This window comes from Emticicia sp., assembly GCF_049241225.1.
Classification (GTDB): domain Bacteria; phylum Bacteroidota; class Bacteroidia; order Cytophagales; family Spirosomataceae; genus Emticicia.
In genome coordinates, this window is record NZ_JBMLRC010000314.1 from 1 (window position 1) to 1531 (window position 1531).

The 1531-nt window shown below is 33.4% G+C and carries 3 protein-coding genes; all 3 read right to left on the reverse strand.

All coding sequences use genetic code 11. The features are described from left to right. Nucleotides 1-218 (reverse strand): hypothetical protein (locus ACOVO2_RS16680; protein ID WP_421771071.1); only part of this gene is annotated, 218 nt, incomplete at its 3' end. A 406-nt stretch (nucleotides 219-624) separates the two neighbouring features. Further along, complete coding sequence (locus ACOVO2_RS16685) at nucleotides 625-954, reverse strand: hypothetical protein (RefSeq protein WP_421771072.1); 330 nt, start codon at nucleotides 952-954, stop codon at nucleotides 625-627. Nucleotides 955-1130: 176 nt separating this feature from the next. Next, on the reverse strand, nucleotides 1131-1531 hold a 401-nt coding region (locus tag ACOVO2_RS16690; RefSeq protein WP_421771073.1), incomplete at its 5' end, for a toprim domain-containing protein.

Sequence of the window (1531 nt, forward strand, 5' to 3'; positions counted from 1 at the left end):
CGTTGGGCTTCTGCAAATAGCGAATCTACATTTATACCGACTAATATTTTAACACTTTGAATATCTTTGAGGTAAGGCTGTAAGGCAAAATAACCAGACGAACGAAAATAACCAACAACTGCGTGAAAAGCATAAAGGTTAGCCATATTTTCAATGATACCTTTGAACTTATCAAAAAGGTTTCGCTCGTTACTGTTAGTAAAAAATTTGGATGACATTATTTTGTTGTATTCGCTTAGTGAGTAGTGTAATAATCAAGAATAGTGAATTGAAAGCGAAATATATTAAATTTAAGCGAAATAGGGGCGGATTTTGCGGAGTATTATTGCTATTAGTAAAGATGAAGTTCTTATATGAATTGGGTTTTTACTATCAAAAGCCTTACAATCTTTTGATAGTAAGGCTTTTGTAAAATTACTAAAATGATTTACTCTTGTGGTGGCTTAATATTGACAGTTTTACTACTTTTTGGCTTGCTGAGTGTCTTACTTGGTTTAGATTCACCCAAAGCAGCGAACAATAGAAATGCGAGCATTATAAATAAAAGTATAAGAGCTACCCAGAGGGTGTAATTTTTTTGTTTTGACAACTGCAAGACCCCGATTTGCTGAAATTCGTGCATGATTAGATAAATTTATTTGTTTTTAGAATGGCATTAAGAATATCAATTGGCTTTTCGATAGAAAACTCCTTTGTGATACCATCAATTGATTTGAAAGAAATGTACTTGCCTTTTACTTTTTCATACATAGGTCGAAGGAGAGCTTCGTAATGATTGATTTCAACCTGATTGGTTTTGATGTCGGGAGCGGCTAATTGTACATTTTTATGCCTTGCAACAATCATACTTCGCAGATAATCTGCAAATGTTGGGAATGAGTCTCGGTTATTTTGCCACTCTTCCTGTAAGTCTTCAAATAATTCTGGGGTTACTTTACATCCGATTTGTACCATGATTTCTATTTCTTAAATATAAAACTTGATTTCACTATTGATTTCGTGTTGGATTTCAACCGATTTCGAGCTGAAATCTATGGATTATCGGTAAAACGTATGCAAGCATTTGTGAAATCGGATGATAGAAGCGAAGAAAAACGATTTCTGATGAAATCAAACGAATTTGCACGAAATCAAGAGATTTCAACTGATTTCGTTTGTTTACAGTAGAATTCGTTGAAATCCTTGAAATCGGAGTAGATAGCTGACCTATCAATTACATTTAAGTTGGCTTCTTTACATTTATGAAATGCTTTTTTTCCAGCATCATCATTATCAAAAAAACAATTTACTCGCTGATACGCTGATAATGCAGCAATAGTTTTTGGCAAGAAACTCAAAGTATTGAGAATGATGGTAGAATGATTAGGCTCAGATAATTGATAGTAGGAGAGAGCAGAAAGAAAATCAAAGAAACCCTCAAATACATTGACATTTCTTGAGTCTGCAACTCTTATCGTCCGAATAGTCTTAGGTTTGGTAGAAGTTTTAATATCAATATCGTTGATACAATTACGAATTTCATAGCCACCTA